This is a genomic window from Deltaproteobacteria bacterium HGW-Deltaproteobacteria-2 (genome assembly GCA_002840505.1).
Lineage (GTDB): Bacteria > Desulfobacterota > Syntrophia > Syntrophales > Smithellaceae > Smithella.
Map to the genome: position 1 here is coordinate 65,088 of PHBC01000005.1, position 15,923 is coordinate 81,010.

Here is a 15,923-nt window from a genome sequence, read left to right on the forward strand (position 1 = left end):
ATATGAGATAATTGCCTTAGATGTCAATATAAGATTTTTAATCCTGCTTGACACTGGATTATATATTTTTATATAAGTTTCATACCATTTCGTTTGTAAGTTACCACCTTGCAGGCGGTAATTACCGGTAAGGTAAATGTTTTGATTTACTATGCGCTCCCTTGCGGGATGCGCTCCCGGTCTTTGGCTAACTTTGTTGGCTGCGTCGTCGGCTTCCTCAACGTATTATCATATACGCCTGCGGAGCCTTCTCCTTGCTGCTGCGTTATCCTTTGAAAACAAGATGGTGTAAGTATCAGAAAAAATTATTAAAGTAACTTCGGGAAGAAGTTGATGAACTTATTCAATTCTACTTTAACAGTCATTAAGAGCATCAGAATTCCGGATATTCTGGATGTGACGATAATCGCTCTAATGATTTTTGCCGCTCTGACCTGGTTCAAAACAAGAGCTTCCCGCTTTGTGCTTATCGGTATAACGCTTCTGGGCGGAGTTTATCTTGCTGCACGTTTCTTTGAGCTTTACCTTACCACTATAGTTCTGCAGAGCTTTTTTGCTATTTCGATTTTTGTTTTAGTTGTTATTTTTCAGGAAGACCTGCGCGGTTTTTTTGAGAGGCTGGCTGTGCTTGGAAACATCGGGAAAAAATTTCCGTCACTGTCCGGATTGAAGTCAACTGCGGAAATAATTGCGCAAACCTCAGCAAATTTAGCTAAAAAACGCACTGGCGCCTTGATAGTTCTACAGGGCATAGATCCACTGGAAAGACACATCAACGGCGGAACCAACTTAGATGGTGTGGTCAGCGAATCTCTATTGGAGAGTCTTTTCGATCCTCATTCCATGGGTCATGACGGAGCCGTTATAATAGACGGCAACAGGGTTACAAAGTTTGGCTGTCATCTGCCGCTTTCCATAAATACGTCAAAATATGGAAATATCGGGTTGCGTCATACGGCGGCTCTTGGTCTTGCCGAGCGATCCGACGCCATATGTATTGTGGTTTCCGAAGAAAGAGGCACCATATCCCTGGCCTATTTGGGAAATCTTAATGTGGTTCAAAATGCCGCTGCACTGCATGAGGCACTGGAGCAATTTTACACTCGCAATATTCCTGGTGAAAAATCACATCCCGCATTTAATTGGCTCAAAGAAAACACCATGGAGAAAATTATTGCAGTGGTTATGGCGTGTCTTTTATGGGTCGCTTTCGGTTATCAAAAAGAAATTGTACGCCGCGATTTCGTCATTCCCATTGAATATAAAAATGTTCCGAAAAATTGGCAGATTGATGAACCGCAGGTAACAGAAGCAAAGGTTATTCTTCAGGGGCCCGACCAGGCGTTTCGTCTTCTTGATGAACGCTCGTTGAAATTATCTTTGGATTTATCTGCAGATATAGAAAAAAAGCGCGAATTTACCTTGAAGAAGGATATGGTTAATGCTCCGTCCAATTTGTCGGTTGCCGATATTATTCCCGCGAGAATACACGTTTATGCCTCTAAATCTATTTCCTGGACTTTTCCTGTTAATATCAACACGCAAAATTCTTTAGCGGAGCATCTTTCCTTGCAAAAGATAAGCGTTACTCCTTCCAAGATAAGAGTTTTAATGGGATCCCGTATCAACCCTGAACAGATTAGAATCGAAACAGAACCTATTGATCTGCAGAAAATATTTTTTACAACGACGCTGGATACAAAAATAGTGCTGCCTGCCGGTGTTTCTTTCCCGGATGGAACATCATCAGCCGCCAGCGTGATTATAAAAGTAAAAAAGAAGGCATCTTCCCCATCCGGGGTGAGGTAAACATGCGTTCTAACTTTCAGAAAAGATCCAAAAAAACAGGACTTGCTCCGGGAAGCTTGGTTCATCGTGGTAAAGGTATTGCATTAAATAAAAAAATATGGTCAAGTTAGCTTGTATTGGATCATCTAACAATGCGCTAGAAGCGTATGGTGGTGATTATATCCCGATACGCTTCGCTATCGGGATTAATTCGACTAAAAATTTTTACTTCTCCCGCAATAATGCGGGATTGTAAAAATTTAGTCTCATTAAAAATCAGGAGGCAATTAGTATGAGTGTTTTTGCAGCAAGCGATATAGTGGAAGTTGCTATAAGAATTGAAGAAAATGGCGTTAATTTTTATAAATTCGCCGAGCAGATCGCCAAAAAGGAAGACGAGAAAAAACTTTTTGCCCAGTTGGCACAGGCGGAAATTGCTCATAAAAAAACTTTTGAAAAACTTTTTGCCGGCATGGAAAAATCCAATCTTACCGAGAGTTATGAGGGAGAATTCGGCGCTTATTTACGTTCTTATGTGGATAACAATTTAATTTTTACTAAAGAAATAATGGATAAGCAGTTATCCAAGATTAAGGACACTGCTGCCGCCCTGGATTTCGCTATTCAAAGAGAGCTGGATTCAATTTTGTATTATCACGAAATTAAAAAGCTGGTTCCAGCGGCTCAGCATGACGCGATCGAGAAGATAATCGAGGAAGAGAGAAAACATTTTCTGTCTCTGACGGAAATGAAAAAATGTATGGCGTAACAAACCAATTATATTTGCAACTGACTATTAAAAAAAGCCGCCCCAAAAGGCGGCTTTTTTATGGTCATCCAATGAATGGTCACTTCTTTCTTTTACAAAGTCACACTTGGTTGCATCACTGAGAATCAATGATTACCATTTGTAACATTAAAAAATTGCTTATAAAGAATTTTGTGTAAATGATTTTTCGTCTCAGAAGGTTGGCAGTGTTTATTCAACGTGCCGATTCAGCGACGGCAAGGAAGCAACCCTATCATCAAAACCGGTAGTTGAGTTCCAGCATATGAAGATCTGCCCCCGTATGCTGATGTCCGTAAATTGCGGCATCGGAATAGTGCAGATACCGATAGCCCACTCCCAGCCGTTTGAAGAGCGGTATGCTAACGCCCGCGGTCAGTGCAAATTGGAAGTATCCGCCGAAGTCTTGCGTTCCAAAGGTATGCCTGCTAAGAAGAGCCCCACCAGCTCCCATATCTAATGTAAATCTCCCATCTTGACTGCCAAAGGTAACCAAGGGAATGAGAGAAACGACCAACGCGGTTGCCCCGGCGCCATAAAGAGCACCGACACTGGTCATCAGCCTTATTTCGGATCCCCATCCTGATTTGGAATACCACGATGCCCAAGGCAGCCTGAAGTTCGCCGCCACGTCGAATTCTCCAAACTCTTCCGGCGCCACATCCCCGAGCACGTCAGTGTTTGAGAAGTTCACCCGTATACTGACGCTTAGCAACCTCAGTTTGATAGGAGCCTGCTTATCGTGTTCACATAAATCAAAACTCCTTCCTAGTATTGCCACTTTTTTTGTAGTGTAAGATGTTGTTGGAGTGTCGTAGCCGACAGCGGCGATGGACCGTTCATAAAGGCTTGCAGCTTGGGTATCGGCGGTCCAGACAAGAAACAACGCGACTACATATAAACTGATGTAGGAGGACTTAGCTATTTTAACCATAGGTGATTTTATATCATTTTTCAGAGGGAATAACACCATTGATTACGGATTGAAGTCTTGTATTTTAATCAAGATGGATGGTTTGTTTCTTACAGGAAGAACATATCAGCTAAGTAAGATTTTTTGTTTTAGCCGCTTCGTCAAATTTAAGGGCTGTGCAAAAGCTTGTCCCGTACTTGATACGGGATGTCCAGATGCAAGGCGCGCATCCGGCATTCGCCGGATTCACTCCGCAGGCACCCGCCCGAAGCGTATAACCTAAAGATAACACGTATGCATACCATTCGATTTCAAAGGATAACGAGGCGGCAAGGAGGAGGCGACGAGGCGTATTATACATACGTTGAGGATGCCGACGACGAAGTCAACAAAGTTAGCCGAAGAAAGCGAATTGGTATCAGTTCTTCAGAGCGTATTTCTTGAGTTTGTACCGCAACATGCGTTCCGATATTCCTAAAATTTCGGCGGCTTTTGTCTGGTTATCTTGTGTCTTTTCCATTGCCTCGATAATTAATTTCTTTTCTAAATCATCGACCGAATCGCGTAAAGCACCAGAGACTTTCTTTTCGGAATCATCAGCGGGTAGTATCGATTTGAATGGTAAATCCTCTGTCGTAATGTATTGATTGCGCGCAATTACTACTGCCCTTTCAATAATATTAACCAGTTCGCGAACATTTCCCGGATAATCGTATTTTAAAAGAACGTCACGTGCCTGGGCTGTCAGTCCCTGAATATTTTTCCCGTTCTCGGCGGCAAATTTATCAATAAAATGATTGATCAAAAGGCTTAAATCTTCTTTTCTTTCTTTCAATGGCGGCAGGGACATGGTCACAACTTTCAGACGGTAAAAAAGATCTTCGCGAAAAGTTCCTTCTTTAACTTGTGTTTCCAAATCGCGATTGGTTGCGCTGATAATTCTGACATCGACCTGTAGATTAACATTACTGCCCAGACGTTGGAATTCCCGCTCCTGCAAAAAACGCAAAAGTTTAACCTGTATGGTCGGACTTAGCTCTCCTATTTCGTCAAGAAAAAGCGTACCGCCATCGGCTTCTTCGAATCGGCCGATGCGGCGGGAAGACGCGCCGGTAAAAGAGCCTTTCTCGTGGCCGAACAATTCGCTTTCCAGTAAATTTTCATGCAGGGTCCCGCAATTGACAACAACGATTGATTTGTGCGCCCGGGGGCTCAATTGGTGAATCAATCGTGCCAGTAATTCTTTCCCGGTTCCGCTTTCTCCCTGAATTAAAACGGATGCTTTGCTTGCGGCTACACGTCCCGCCAGATTGATCAGCTCAGCCATGCGCTGGCTTTTGAAGATAATTTTATCCGCGGTAACGCCGCGTTTGCTTAAATCTTCCTTTAAAAGCTTATTCTCCTGAATCAGCTGTCTTCTTTCCGCTATCCTGTTGACCAGAATTATTAGTTCATCCAGTTCGACAGGTTTTGTTATATAATCAATTGCGCCTGCTTTTAAGGCTTCAACCGCCGTTTCGATTGTTCCGTAAGCGGTGATTATAATCACGTCTATTTCCGGATTGATGTGTTTTACTTCTTTGAGAACCTGCAGACCATCCATTCCGGGCATCTTGTAGTCCAGAAGAATTAAATCAAAGTGACCACTCCGGACTGTTTTAAGCGCTTTTTCTCCTTCTTCCGCTTCCATCACCGTATGACCTTCGGAACGCAGAAAATCGCGCAGCATTTCTCTTTGGGATTGACCGTCATCGACAACAAGAATACTCAGCTTTTGCATGAATTTTTAGTCCTTATCTTTTGAGGGTGTTTCATTGAATCTTTCACGAGGCAAAATAACTTCAAATATCGTTCCTTTACCTTTTCTGCTGATTACTTGTATATCTCCTCCATGACCGCGGATGATTTCAAAAGCCAAAGGTATACCTAATCCTACGCCCTTTTCTTTGGTTGTATATTCAGGACTGAAAATCTTTTCGATTTCTTCCGCTGTCATGCCGCAGCCGGTATCGGAAATTCTGGTGATAATATAATTCTTTCCATGCTTATCCACTGTAATGGTAATTTTACCTTCTGCCTCTGTTATCGATTCCATGGCATTTTTGATCAAGTTGAGAAATGCCTGCTGAAGCTTATTGACGTCCATGGACATCAAAGCCGGATTTTCCCGCCATGTTGTTTCAATGGTAATACCTCGGGTTGATGCTTCCTCACGGATAAGGGTGACTATTTTTTGCAGCACTTCCGTGATGGAGAATTTAGAGAAATCCAGCCGTCGGCTTTTGGAAAAGGTCAGGAACTCTTCAATTATGGAGTTGAGACGCTTGATTTCGTCTTTGATAACGCCGGAAAGATTTTGGAAATCAGCCTCTTTTGGGGGGTCGGAAGGAACAAAATCACGCTTAAGCCTTTGAGCTGCTATGCTGATGGCGTTTAAAGGGTTGCGAATTTCATGTGCCACTCCGGCTGCCAGTTGTCCTAAAGAAGAAAGCCTTTCCGCTTTTTCCAGCTGCCTTTCCATTTCAACAATTCCGGCCAGATGCTGGTTCTGATCATGATAAAGCAGCCACATGGAAAGCAAAGCGATTGCGACGATAAAAAACATGAAGACAAAGATATGTTGACGGTTTTCGGCAATACTTTTATCCATAGAACTGCGATCAAGGCCGATTCTCACGATACCGACAATTTTTTTGTCCACAAACAAGGGTGCCACTAAATCTAAAATTTTATGGTCAGCGTAATTAATTTTCCTGCTGGCAATTTTTATCCTTCCGGCTAAAATTTCTTCAAGCTTGAAATCGTTCTTGCTTAAACCGGGGGCAAACTGGCCGACGCTACTGAGCAGTTTGTTTTGATCATTGATGATTTGCATGTAGACGATGCCGTGGCCTTCGCCTATTTTGTTCATTCCTTTTTCTCCGGCGACCTTCAAACTCCAGTAAATTAATCCGGCTTTGTCCAGATTTATTACCACTGTGCCGCTGTTATCCTTACGCCTTAAACCTATAAAACCTATTTTCTGTTTTTCCCGTATTTTCTCTAATAGTTCCAAAGTAGTTAATTTTTTGCCATTTTTAAAAAGATCGCTTGAATCCAGCATGTTTGTTTGTAAAACATTGCTTTGATGAACCGCATTTCCCTGAGCGTTTAATAAACCGATGTATAAAAAATTGTTATCAACGGCAAATTTATGCAGGTAATCGTTGTTTGTTTTGCCTTTTTTCCATTGCTCATCCAGGGCCAAAGCCATTTTTGTTATTGCTTCGATTACCCATTTTTTGGAATAAGAAGCTTCGTCCTGGCTGGCATTCTTTATATTGGAAGCTTTTTTTTCAGGTGTGGCAATTATACTTTTTAAATTTTCTTCAGTTAAACGCTGCAGCACGCCGATGGTGCTCAGGGCCTGATCTTCCATAAATGCTATGAGATTATTTTCACTTCGTTGGATTTCCAAAAATCCTGTAGTCAGAATCAAGGCTACAAAAATAGCGCTGACAATAGCTACAGCTAAAGGCTGGAGAAAGGGATCATTGTAATTGTGAGCTTTGCGGCGAACAATCAAATCTTTTTTTCTAAAAAAAATCATTTTTACCCTGATAATCTTATTTTGTTAGTCACTTTAAGCTATTTAAGGAAAAAGTCAACGGCTAATCCCCCATGACCCGACATTTTTGTCGAAAAAATAGCAAACACTGCGATTTACAATTAAATATTTGAATTTATTATGTTATTTAAAATAAGCAGGTATGTTTTCCGACATTTATTGCCGCCAACATAAAATGGTTATTCGGTACTCTTGGCACTGTTTAAAATTATTTACTAACAATATTAAATATTTACAATGATCGTATCATTAGTGGTACGATAAATGCTTTAAATAATGGCAAGTTCGTTTTTTGTCGACTATAAATAACGGGTATGATTAGCCGACAACAAAACAACCAAGAAGGTATTTAACCTTCTCTCTTCATTCCTCAGGGAGGCCTTAACCAAGCCTCCCTTTCCTTTTGCGCAAAACTCAGTCATCTCCAGAATTTATTTTCTTGTTGTGCCAATATTTTAATCTTTCTTTAATGGTTTTCTCAAATCCGGTATCTTTGGGTTGGTAAAATATCTGCCCCTTAATTTCATCCGGCAGATATTCTTGCTGTACATAACCGTCGGAGTAATCGTGGGCGTATTTATAGTCCTTGCCGTAGTCAAGTTCTTTCATTAATTTGGTCGGAGCATTGCGAATATGTAAAGGAACGGGCAAATATCCGGTTGTTTTAATTGTTTCTTTAACTTTGCCATAACCAACGTACAATGAATTGCTTTTAGGTGCCGTGGCCAGGTAAACTGCTGCCTGGGCTAGCGCCAGTTCTCCTTCCGGCAGACCGATAAAATGAAAAGCCTGTTGGGCGGCCATAGCAATAACCAAAGCCTGTGGATCAGCGTTGCCCACATCTTCCGAAGCGAAGCGAATCATGCGCCGAGCAATGTACAGAGGATCTTCTCCGGCGGCAAGCATTCGTCCCAGCCAGTAAAGTGCGGCATCAGGGTCACTGCCGCGCAAGCTTTTGTGCAAAGCCGAAATTAAATTATAATGCTCTTCGCCGTCTTTATCGTATAAAAGCGATTTCTTCAGCAGGGCTTCTTGAGCAAATTTCAAAGAGATAACTCTTTCATCCTCCTGCAAGTTTTGCACCATGGATACAATGGCTTCCAGATTATTCAGGGCACTGCGGGCATCGCCGTCGGCCAGACTGACAATATAACGAAGAACATTTGGATCGATTTTTATAGAAATTTGCCCGAATCCTTTTTGTTTATCTTTCAAAGCATTTTCTAGAATAGCCAGCAGATCTTCTTCGGAAAATGGTTTTAAAACTAAAACCCTTGTTCGCGACAAAAGAGGAGCAATTACTTCAAAAGAAGGATTTTCCGTGGTTGCGCCGATTAAGGTAATCAGTCCGCTTTCCACATGCGGTAAAAAAGCGTCCTGCTGTGCTTTGTTGAAACGGTGAATTTCGTCAACAAAGAGAATCATTTTCATTTTTTTTCTTTCCAGCAGTTCTCTGGCTTCATCAATGACCGCGCGAATTTCTTTTACGCCGGAAAGAACGGCAGAAAAGCTGACAAAATTTGATTTGGTTTCACGGGCTAAGATTCTGGCCAGAGTGGTTTTGCCAGAACCCGGTGGCCCCCAGAAAATCATGGAGAAAAGCTTATCTTCATCGATCGCGCGTTTGAGCAGACAGCCTTCTGATAGAAGATGCCGCTGACCGATGTATTCAGAAATATTTTGCGGCCTCATTCTTTCGGCTAGCGGTGCCAAATCTTTCACATCGCCTGTTTTACCATCGCTGAATAAATCTAAAGTTTTCATTTTCTTACCTTTGCAGCTTCAATTACTTCAATCAGGTTGATTATTTTATCTTTGGGTTGAGCACAGGTGACTTGTTCCCACTGTTCAGGCGTCAGGTGTTCTTTGAGCAAGGTTTCCACGTCAAAAGCCGTCTGCCAGCATTGGATAATGCGCAAACAGGGCAAATTCCCCGATTCCTGAAGACAGTAACCAAATGTCATTTCGTCGCCGAGTTTCGGGCAACGGGTTAATTTTGAGTCAGGCAGAGTTTTCATTGCCGATTAGCTTGGCTAAAAAAAGGAAAGCCGTCAAGAAGAGATTTCTTAACGGCCTTTCCTTTTTAATATGTTGAATATTGATTAAGGTTTCGGGAAATCCTTAATAGCGTTCAATGCACGATCTATTTCATGATCCGGCAATTCATAAGCTTCCAGTTTACCTGACAAATAGGCATCATAGGCGGCCAGGTCGACCAAGCCATGACCACTCCAGTTGAAGAGGATGGTCTTTTCCTTACCTTCCTGTTTGGCGCGCATGGCTTCATCCACAACTGCCGCCAGAACATGGTTAGTCTCCGGCGCGGGAATAAATCCTTCTGTGCGTGCCCATTTGACGCCGGCGTCAAAAGTTTTTAGCTGATCATAAGCTCTGGCTTCAATAATGTTTTCGTGTACTAAATGGCTGACAATCGGCGCCATGCCGTGGTAGCGCAAACCACCCGCGTGAATTGGTGCGGGGACATAATCATGACCCAGTGTATACATGGGCAGTAGCGGCGTTGTTCTAGCCAGATCACCAAAATCATAGGCAAATGGCCCTTTGGTCATGCTGGGACAGGAAGATGGTTCGGCGCCAACTATCTTCACATCTTTCCCGTGAATCTTGTCACAGACATAAGGAAGAGCGATACCTGCAAAATTACTGCCGCCACCGCAACATCCCATAACCACATCGGGATATACTCCGATTTTCTGCATTTGTTTTTGAGCTTCCAGGCCGATTATTGTCTGATAGAGTAATACATGATTCAATACACTGCCTAAACCGTATCGCGAACCGGGGGTCGTTACGGCTTCTTCAATGGCTTCGCTGATCGCGATTCCCAGAGAGCCGGGTGAATCAGGATACTCCGCCAGAACATTTCTTCCTGCATTAGTTAAATTACTTGGGCTGGGAATGCATTCCGCACCCCAGGTATTCATCATCAAACGCCGGTAAGGTTTTTGTTCGTAACTTATCTTGACCATATAAACGCGGCATTCCAAACCGAACATTTGTGTGGCCATTGATAATGCGCTGCCCCATTGTCCGGCGCCGGTTTCCGTAACCATTCTTTTTGTTCCGGCCACTTTATTGAAATAAGCCATAGGTACGGCGGCGTTGGGTTTGTGTGAACCTGCCGGGCTGACGCCTTCATTTTTATAATAAATTTTAACAGGGCAGTTGAGCAGTTTTTCGAAATTATAAGCCCGGTAAAGAGGAGATGGCCGCCATAGCAAATATTTTTGTAGGACTTCGTCAGGAATTTTTATCCAACGCTTGCCGGAAGCTTCCTGTGCGATAATGTTCATTGGAAAGATGGCCGCCAGATCTTTGGGGGTTACCGGCTGGCCGGTACCGGGGTGCAGAGGCGGTTTCATCGGTGTAGGCAAATCCGCCATAATATTATACCACTTTTTGGGTATTTCGCGGTCTTGCAATACTACTTTTACCTGTTCCATATTTTTTCTCCTTTAAATAAAGTATTAGTCGTCTATTACCTAATTTATGAACCTTAGGTTTCATTTTCAGCGAGTCTCAAACCCTACGTCGTTTTGCTCCGAGGATATCCCGTGAGGGATAATTTAACTTACACATTTCAGTTCACTGCGTTTCTGAATGTGAGATTCATTAATTCGTCCAGCGAGCTTCAGTGCATTTCTTTTTAATCTGGTGTCATTAATCCCGATAACCATGTTATCGGGATAATTCGACCAACTCTTCGACCTTCGCTCCGCTCGGTCTTGGCGAGTCTCATTAATAAAAAAGCCACGGGATTATATTCCCATGGCGCTGTATTTTTTTAGAGTCATGGGAAGGATCTTCCCTGCCCATCCTCTTTTTTCGAAGCTTATGGGCAGATATTTAAAATCTGCCACCACCACCAGTTATTTTTAGAAATGTTTTTGAACACTTTCAGCTCGCTTATTTTTCCAGTGTGAGAACTCGTAGCACAGCGAATAAATGGCTGTCAAGATGAAAATTAGCTCATCTTAAACATGATTTCTCAGTTGAAGTTCAGAAGGATGCGGGTTCAGATATACCTGTTGGCTAAGATAAGGTTCATCATATTTGCGGACGTAGTGACTGATTAGTGTAACAGGCACAATCAGGGGAATGTATCCATCGTGGTAATGATTAATCAATTCCAGTAATTCCTTCTTTTCATCACCGGATAATTGTTCTTTGAAGTATCCCATCATATGCTGAAGAACATTGACATGTTTCTTTGACGTTGCCCTTACTTTAAGTGCTTCGAGCAATAAATCCTGATATTGTTTTTGTATATCTTTGCCGGCCAGACTCTTTTGCGAGGCAACGAGTTTTCCCATCAATTGGTAATGCCTAGGGCTATGGGCAAGTATTAATAATTTATGTTTAGTATGAAAATCTATCAGGCTCTTTTTAAAATTTTTGTTGCTTAAAGTTTCCCGCCACCTTTTTAATGCGAATATCCTTTCAATAAAATTTTCACGCAGACCGGGATCATGAAGACGTCCTTCGTCTTCCACCGGCAGTAAAGGAAAATGTTCCATAAAAATTTTGGCAAATATTCCCGTGCCGGCTTTTACGGACATGGAGTTTTCGTTATAAATCTTGACCCGCTCCATTCCGCTGCTGGGTGAATCGCTTTTAAAGATAAAACCGCAAATATCTTCTTTTTCCAGTTGAACAACTCTTTTTTGCGCCCAATTCACCATGCGATCAGTCATGTTTTCTCTTGTGCTTGTCACTATTAATCGGGGAGCATTTGGATTTCCCTCCAGCCGCATGGATTTTCTGGGAACACCCAGGCCGCATCCGACTTCCGGACAAACCGGGACATATTCCACATATTTCCCCAGAGTGTCCGTAAGGAATTTGTCCAGCTTATGTCCTCCGTCATAGCGGACTTTTTCACCCAGTAAACAGGAACTTATGCCTAACCTGATTTTCTCCATTAAACCTGCCGTTGAGTTAAATTACGTTTTTGTTAATTATCATTTTTCAAAAAAAAACGCCAAAAATTTCGACTCGTTAATTTCAGAAAAAAGCGAAAGATATTAATTGATTTTTGCCGTGATCATCTGATTTAATACAAATACATATTGAGGTGGAAATACTGCCGTGGAGGAATAACACAAATAAAAAATATTACTGCCGGTTCTTATTTCTGGAGTAAAGATTATAAAAAATGAAAAAACTTGCTTATTTTGACACATCTCATGAGATGCCGCTGGAAATTATAATGGCTGCCGGATTTATCCCATATAAAATTATGGGTGATGTCCACGAACCCAATGACCCGGCGGATAAATATTTATCCAGTTTTTTCTGCCCTGCCACAAGGAGCTGGCTCACGGAAGCTCTTGCTCACGCAAAAGAATGGGCAGGGATTATTTTCGCGCAGGGGTGCAATAATACAAACAGGCATTACGATATATGGAAACTTCACGTGGAAACGCCTTTTCTGCACTGGTTCGGCGCTCCCCTGCTGGACAGCGAGGCCGCCAAAAAATATTACAGGGTAGAATTGCAGAGGCTGATCAGCCATCTTGAAAATCAGTTTGATATAAAAATTACAGCGGAAAAAATCAGGGAGGCAATCGGCAAATCCAATGATATAAAGAAAAAGCTGAAAAGCCTCTCCATGCTCAGATCGGAGAAGGACATTCCCAACCGTGATTATCTGACCGCGATGATAAGATGTCTTGCCGGCCCTGTGGACGAAGTTTCCGCCTGGCTCGATTCGGAGATAACACTCTGGAGTTCAAGGCCGGCTTTTCCGTCCGGCAAAAAACGATTTCTCTTGACCGGCAGTGACGTTACTTATGTGGAGTGGATGGACACGCTCGACGGTTGCGGAATCAGGGTCGTCCGTGACGACCTTTCCGTAGGAGAAAGATTTTTCGCGACACTGATTCCCGACAGGAACAACCCGCTTGATTCTCTCATGGAATATTACATGGGGATACCCAAACCTGCGACCAGGCCGACGATTCAGAAGAGACTGGATTATCTGTATCAAGTCCTTCAAGAGACAAGAGTTGACGGAGTTCTTTCGCAAAACCTGAAATTCTGCGAACCTTATGCCTATGACTCCGTACCGGTCAATAATGCCCTGAAATCCAGGGGCTACAAGGTTATCCACCTGGAAAGGGACTTTTCTCCCGCTGCCGATCAGCAACTCGCAAACCGCCTTGCGGCCTTTGTCGAAATGATGGACGGAGGAAATAATGGATAAAGCGAAAAATTCCGGTAATAACTCCGGGAAGGTTATGCTGAAAACAGTACCTCACGCGAAAGACCTGAAATGGCCGATGCTGTGGTGGATTGCCATGGAAAAAATATACAGGACTCTGCCCTGGAAAAAGACGGCCTGGACCTGCGCCGCTTTCCCGATAGAACTCATGTGGATCTACGATATTTTCCCCGATCATCCTGAAAATATGGCGACAGTGGCTGCCGCCCGCAAACAGTCCCAGCGTCTTATCGAGCATGCCGAGGGAATGGGTTTTTCCCGGGACCTGTGTTCCTACTGTAAGACAAACATTGGCGCTTATGATACAAAAATCAAAAAGACGCTCGGGGGGATAAGCAAGCCCGATATAGTGGTTTGCACAAATGCTATCTGCGATACCCACTGGAAGTGGTTTCAGATTATGGCCGATAAAATGAATGTCCCGTTTTTTATGTTTGATATTCCCAAATGGGTGAGTGGTACGGATGAGAAAACCCTCGAGGGAAATATTGATTATGTGGTTGATCAGTTTTACGACCTGATTGCATTTATTGAAAAGCATACGGGTAAAAAGATGAATGAGAAGAGACTTTACAAAGTCCTGGACAGGTCGACGGAACTGTCCAACCTGTGGAGGGAGATTTTTGAACACAGAAAAGCGGTGCCGTCGCCTTACAGCGGAGCGGAAACTTCCGCGGCATTTTTCCCCCTTGTGGTTCTGCCGGGTGTTCAAATCGGAATAAAATTTTTCAAAAAAATTCTTGCCGATATAAAAGACCGTACCGCAAAGGGCGAGGGAACCATGCCCCGGGGAAACGAAAAATACCGGGTGATGTGGGAGGGCATTCCTTTCTGGTACCGGATGAGGTTCATGTATGACCTTGCGCAATACGGCGCTGTTATTGCGTTCGAGCCTTACACCTATTCCTTCGCTCCCGTAAAGAAAAAATGTCTCACCATGGAAGAGACTTTGCGCGATGTTGCCAGACTGATCATGGACACGCCCTACGCCTATAACCTCGAAAGGCGGATCGAGAATTTTGAAAAATGGATTGACGAATACAAACTGGACGGCGTCATTCTGCACGAAAACATGTCATGCCGGCCTTCCAGCGCCGGAATGGTCGATCTGGCGGAGGCCATCAGGAGGGACAAGGGCATTCCGGTGCTGATCCTCCAGTGTGACATGAACGATCCCCGCGCTTATTCTGAAGAACAGATTAAAACCAGGGTGGAAGGGTTTATTGAACTGATGGAGGCGAATAAATGACAGGGCCGTTGACCGGGTGCGCATTCCCGCAAGGGAGGCGCAATAGTGAATAATAATATTCCTTGCCGGTAAAAGCCGAAGGGTTTTACAAAACACTCATCTGTCCCGATAAAATCGGGATTGCGCTGCAAACCGCACCGCTCGACGTATGTCTATATACGCCTCGCGGTTCGCTTTTTGCGCGCCTTGCATCTGAGCATTTTTGAACAGCCCTCGAATTGGGGTTTTTTAACAGTTCCACAGCTGTTCCCAATTTAAAAACCGTTTGCACTAATATAATATTTCTAGCGGAGTTAAGAAAAATTTTCTAGAAGATTAAATGGAATAAAGATGAAAAAAATATCTGTAATAATTCCGTGTTATATGCAGGCGGAGTATGTATCCGAGGCTGTGTTGTCAGTAGTAAATCAAACAGTACCACCGGAAGAAATTCTGGTGCTTACTATGGATGAAAAATCGAATGAGAAATTACGTCAGTTGACAAATTATTTAAAACTACCTCCTGATTATTTAAGATGGTTTACTACTCCAAAACGATATGTGCCGGCAGCCAGAAACTGCTTAATAAGTAAATCTATAGGTGATTATTTTATTCCTCTTGATGCGGATGATTATTTGGAAAGTAATTTTATTGAAGAAGTATCTAAAATAGACGCGGATATCGTTTATACTGATGCTCAGGAATTTGGCATATCAAATAAGAAACTCTGTATTGATCGGGAACCTTCATTAGAAAAGCTGCGATTTCGAAACTGCATCCATTGCTGTTCTTTAGTAAAGAGAGAGTCTTTTGAAAAAACCGGTAAATATAATGAAACTCTTATCCATGGCCTGGAAGATTATGAATTGTGGATTAATATGTATAAACACGGATATCATGCCAAATACTGTGATTCTACATTCTTTTGGTATCGTCGTAAAAAGCATTCCATGATTATGGGCGTAGCAAGAAATCCTGAGCGTATTTATCAAATGGTGAGAAACCTGCACCCTGATTTACACAAATGGAGTTTATTTCAGTTAGTAAAATTCAAGCTTAATAAATACAGAGTCATTATCCGTTCGGGCGGAAAAATGCATGGCTCATAAGCGGGGCGATAAATATGTTTTTACCTCCTCCGGTTAGCTTATTAAAGATGAGTAGTATAAAAATCATTGCCCATGGGCAACATCATTCCCTGATGTTAACTCCAACGTTGGAGGTATATAAAAAATAATCTGCGGGAACGCTGAACTTATCAATGGTAAGAGCGAAAGGAATGTGCTTTATTTAATGATCAAATCAGACAATGGTGATGAAAGAAGTTTTTCCGAAAACCAAGTTTCAACAAGAAT

13 protein-coding genes are annotated in these 15,923 nt (G+C 42.7%); 5 read left to right on the plus strand and 8 right to left on the minus strand.

Annotated features, from left to right (window positions below):
• Positions 1–333 precede the first annotated feature (333 nt).
• Positions 334–1,809, plus strand: a complete 1,476-nt coding sequence (locus CVU62_10965) for a hypothetical protein (protein PKN37119.1) — start codon at positions 334–336, stop codon at positions 1,807–1,809.
• A gap of 271 nt (positions 1,810–2,080) precedes the next feature.
• Complete coding sequence (locus CVU62_10970) at positions 2,081–2,557, plus strand: hypothetical protein (GenBank protein ID PKN37120.1); 477 nt, start codon at positions 2,081–2,083, stop codon at positions 2,555–2,557.
• A 256-nt stretch (positions 2,558–2,813) separates the two neighbouring features.
• On the opposite strand, the gene CVU62_10975 is transcribed toward CVU62_10970, so the two are convergent.
• The 8 genes from CVU62_10975 to CVU62_11010 all read right to left on the minus strand — a co-directional run bounded on the left by CVU62_10975 (position 2,814) and on the right by CVU62_11010 (position 12,038).
• Positions 2,814–3,548, minus strand: coding sequence for a hypothetical protein (locus tag CVU62_10975; protein ID PKN37121.1), 735 nt, complete (start codon positions 3,546–3,548; stop codon positions 2,814–2,816).
• A 70-nt stretch (positions 3,549–3,618) separates the two neighbouring features.
• The gene (locus CVU62_10980; protein PKN37122.1) at positions 3,619–3,849 is read right to left on the minus strand and encodes a hypothetical protein; all 231 of its coding nucleotides are present in this window, start codon (positions 3,847–3,849) and stop codon (positions 3,619–3,621) included.
• 57 nt (positions 3,850–3,906) lie between these two features.
• On the minus strand, positions 3,907–5,268 hold the full coding sequence (locus tag CVU62_10985) for a two-component system response regulator (GenBank protein ID PKN37123.1): 1,362 nt from the start codon (positions 5,266–5,268) through the stop codon (positions 3,907–3,909).
• Between the two features lie 6 nt (positions 5,269–5,274).
• Positions 5,275–7,077 carry a hypothetical protein gene (locus tag CVU62_10990; protein PKN37124.1) on the minus strand — a complete coding sequence of 601 codons (1,803 nt, stop codon included), beginning with the start codon at positions 7,075–7,077 and terminating at the stop codon, positions 5,275–5,277.
• Between the two features lie 432 nt (positions 7,078–7,509).
• Complete coding sequence (locus CVU62_10995) at positions 7,510–8,859, minus strand: AAA family ATPase (GenBank protein PKN37125.1); 1,350 nt, start codon at positions 8,857–8,859, stop codon at positions 7,510–7,512.
• Positions 8,856–9,113 carry a hypothetical protein gene (locus CVU62_11000; protein PKN37126.1) on the minus strand — a complete coding sequence of 86 codons (258 nt, stop codon included), beginning with the start codon at positions 9,111–9,113 and terminating at the stop codon, positions 8,856–8,858. Before CVU62_11000 ends, CVU62_10995 begins: the two co-directional genes overlap by 4 nt.
• A gap of 84 nt (positions 9,114–9,197) precedes the next feature.
• Positions 9,198–10,559 (minus strand): TrpB-like pyridoxal phosphate-dependent enzyme, encoded by a 1,362-nt coding sequence (locus CVU62_11005; protein ID PKN37127.1) that lies wholly within the window; start codon positions 10,557–10,559, stop codon positions 9,198–9,200.
• Positions 10,560–11,090: 531 nt separating this feature from the next.
• Complete coding sequence (locus CVU62_11010) at positions 11,091–12,038, minus strand: DUF1722 domain-containing protein (GenBank protein PKN37128.1); 948 nt, start codon at positions 12,036–12,038, stop codon at positions 11,091–11,093.
• A gap of 233 nt (positions 12,039–12,271) precedes the next feature.
• Here CVU62_11010 and CVU62_11015 point away from each other — a divergent pair, with 233 nt between their 5' ends.
• The 3 genes from CVU62_11015 (at position 12,272) to CVU62_11025 (ending at position 15,677) form a co-directional block, all read left to right on the plus strand.
• Positions 12,272–13,321 (plus strand): hypothetical protein, encoded by a 1,050-nt coding sequence (locus CVU62_11015; protein PKN37129.1) that lies wholly within the window; start codon positions 12,272–12,274, stop codon positions 13,319–13,321.
• Complete coding sequence (locus CVU62_11020) at positions 13,314–14,588, plus strand: hypothetical protein (GenBank protein ID PKN37130.1); 1,275 nt, start codon at positions 13,314–13,316, stop codon at positions 14,586–14,588. Before CVU62_11015 ends, CVU62_11020 begins: the two co-directional genes overlap by 8 nt.
• A 330-nt stretch (positions 14,589–14,918) precedes the next feature.
• Positions 14,919–15,677 (plus strand): hypothetical protein, encoded by a 759-nt coding sequence (locus tag CVU62_11025; protein PKN37131.1) that lies wholly within the window; start codon positions 14,919–14,921, stop codon positions 15,675–15,677.
• The last annotated feature ends 246 nt before the right edge of the window (positions 15,678–15,923 follow it).